3 protein-coding genes and 1 pseudogene are annotated in these 2,918 nt (G+C 67.4%); all 4 read left to right on the forward strand.

The genetic code is table 11. From position 1 onward, the window contains the following. A pseudogene (locus Q8M88_RS01090) lies at positions 1–601 on the forward strand (cell division protein FtsZ); the annotation flags it as partial. A 268-nt stretch (positions 602–869) separates the two neighbouring features. Continuing rightward, positions 870–1,763: a UDP-3-O-acyl-N-acetylglucosamine deacetylase gene (gene lpxC / locus Q8M88_RS01095; protein ID WP_305594219.1), complete on the forward strand. Its 894-nt coding sequence runs from the start codon at positions 870–872 to the stop codon at positions 1,761–1,763. A 77-nt stretch (positions 1,764–1,840) separates the two neighbouring features. Further along, the gene (locus Q8M88_RS01100) at positions 1,841–2,758 is read left to right on the forward strand and encodes an outer membrane protein assembly factor BamD (protein ID WP_305594221.1); all 918 of its coding nucleotides are present in this window, start codon (positions 1,841–1,843) and stop codon (positions 2,756–2,758) included. 40 nt (positions 2,759–2,798) lie between these two features. Continuing rightward, a partial coding sequence (locus Q8M88_RS01105) for a hypothetical protein (protein WP_305594223.1) occupies positions 2,799–2,918 on the forward strand: 120 nt, incomplete at its 3' end.

Consider the following 2,918-nt stretch of genomic DNA (forward strand, 5'->3'; position numbering starts at 1 on the left):
CATGGACGGCGCAGCGATCGCCGCCACCGACCCGCGCCGCGAGCGCGCGCCGCTGACCGCCCCGCCGTTGCGTGTCGACAGCCTGTCCGAGCCGTTCCGCGCCAGCTATGTGGAGCCTCGTGCTGCGGTGCAGCAAGCTCAATACGCCTCGCCCGCGCCGCGTGAGCCTGAACTGAGCTACGATCCTCCGGTGGTCGCCGCTCCGCCGGCTCCGGAACCTGCGCCGGTCGCGACCTATCGCCACGATGAAGAGCAGGGCGACCTGCTGTCGACCCCGGCGGCTGCGCCTGTTCCAGCGCCGCAAGCGGTCGCGCCTGCGCCGCAGATCACCCGTCCGATCACCCGCATCGTCGACCCGGCGGTGGCTGAAGCCGAGGACGAACCGCTGTTCCCGAGCCATGCCTACGATGATCGCCGTCAGCAGCGCGGCGGATTCATGAGCCTGTTCAGCGGCCGTCCGCGCTACGACGCGCCGCCTCCGGCCCCTCGCGCGCAACCGGCTCGCGGCGGCGCACAGCCGGAGCCGATGCCCGAGGAACACATCTCCGACCAGCAAGACGATCTGGAGATTCCGTCGTTCCTGCGCCGGCTCGCCAACTGATTAACGAACAGCGTTAAGGTATCTTCAGGTTTTCGCGCCGATCCTCGGATTCGCGCACTCTGACCTCGCCCCGGAGCTCGCTCCGGGGCGTTTTGGTTTGGGAGCGTGACCACCTTGAGAGTGCTTGAGCGTCGCTTCCCGGCCTTCGCCAAAAAGGCGAAACAGTTCGAAACAGGAAGTGTTTTGCGGCGCCGCAGCATAAGCCCTATTCGGCACACAGGCGCATCGCGTCCGCAGTGGCGAACCAGAGTACAGGAAGGCGGCAGACGTGGCCCCATCGGCGTTCCAGCACACCGTCCAAGGTCCCGCCGTCTTCGCTGGCGTCGGGGTCCACACCGGCGCCCACACCCGGGTGACGGTGCGCGCTGCTGCGCCCGACACCGGCATCGTCTTCATCCGCACCGACGTGACCGACCGTGACAACCGGCTGCGCCCGACGGGCGAGGCGGTCTGCAAGACCCAGCTCGGCACCGTCATCGAAAACGCCGCCGGCGTGACGCTCTCGACCATCGAGCATCTGATGGCGGCTTTGGTCATGCTGGGCATCGACAACGCCCAGGTGGAGATCGACGGGCCGGAGATGCCGATCATGGACGGCTCGTCGCTGCCGTTCGTTCAGGTGCTGGACCGGGCAGGCCGGCGGGCGCAATCCGCGCCGCGTCGTTACATTGAGATCCTGGAACGTGTCGAAGTGCGCGACGGCGACAAGCGCGCAAGCCTCGCGCCCGCCGACAGCTTCGAGACGGCGTTCGAGATCGCCTTTGATTCGGCGGCGATCGGCCGTCAGCGCGTCGACCTGAAGATGGACGAGGCGGCTTTCCGTAAAGAGCTGGCGAATTGCCGGACGTTCGGCTTCCTGCACGAGGTCGAGGCGCTGCGGGCGATCGGCCTGGCGCGCGGCGGCTCGATGGACAACGCTGTGGTGATCGAGGGCGACCGCATTCTCAACCCGGAAGGCCTGCGTCGCCCCGACGAATTCGTGCGCCACAAGACGCTCGACGCCATCGGCGACCTGTTCGTCCTGGGCGGTCCGGTGATCGGCCGATTCGAAGGCGTGCTAGCCGGCCACGGCATGAACAACGCCCTGGTCCGCGCGCTGCTGGCCCGGCCGAACGCCTGGCGCTGGCGCAGTCTGGTGCTGGACGTGGCCGAAGCGGTCTGAGTCCCGATTTGCGCCAGCGATAGGCTGGTGTAGAAGCAGGCTCGCTGCGCGGGGGCGCGCTTTGGTCCATTGAGGTGATGTCCTTGCTTCGTAATCCGTGGGCTCGTACGGCGCTCGTCGCCCTGATGGCGGCCGTGGCCCTGACCGGTTGCGCAGGCAACAAGAAGAAACCTCGCCTGGCCTATGAAGAGCGCCCCGTGGAGCTGCTCTACGCCACCGGCGCCGACCGGCTGGATCGCGGCCAGTGGAGCCAGGCGGTCGACTACTTCCAGGAAGTGGAGCGCCAGCACCCCTATTCGGAATGGTCGCGCCGGGCGATCCTGATGCAGGCCTACGCCCACTACCAGGGCAACAACTATCCCGAAGCCGTGGCCGATGCGGACCGGTTCATCTCGCTGTATCCAGGCAACGCGACGGCGGCTTACGCCTATTACATCAAGGCGATCTGCTACTTCGAACAGATCGTCGACGTGGGTCGCGACCAGGCCGCGACCGGACAGGCGCTGGCGGCGCTCAGCGACGTCACCCAGCGCTACCCGCGCACCGAATACGCCGCCGATGCGCGTCTGAAGATCGACATGGTCAACGATCAGCTGGCCGGCAAGGAAATGACCATTGGCCGCTGGTATATGCGCCAGGGCGACACCCTGGCCGCCATCGGCCGCTTCAAAACGGTCGTCGACCGATACCAGACCACCAGCCACACGCCTGAGGCGCTCTATCGCCTGGTGGAGTCGTACATGACCCTGGGCCTGGTCGAGGAGGCCAAGCGCAACGGCGCCGTGCTGGGCTTCAACTATCCGGGCGACGTCTGGTATTCCGACGCCTATCGCCTGCTGACCTCGCGCGGCCTGCGTCCGGCGACCGAGCCCGGCGGCGAGCGGCGCGGAATGATGCGCATCCCGTTCCTGCACCGGAAGTCCGAAACCGTGCGCCCGCCGGCCGAGCGCCTGGCCCCGCCGCCGGCCTCTCCGACGCCGACGCAGCCCAACTAGTTCTTTCGGCGTCGCCGATTCCGGATCATCTTCGCCCACGATGCTGATCGGCCTCTGGATCCGCGACGTGGTGCTTATCGAGGCGCTGGACCTGTCCATCGGCCAGGGCCTGACCGCGCTCACCGGCGAGACGGGGGCGGGCAAGTCGATCATTCTCGAC

Source organism: Phenylobacterium sp., from assembly GCF_030693805.1.
In the GTDB taxonomy this organism is placed as follows: domain Bacteria; phylum Pseudomonadota; class Alphaproteobacteria; order Caulobacterales; family Caulobacteraceae; genus Phenylobacterium.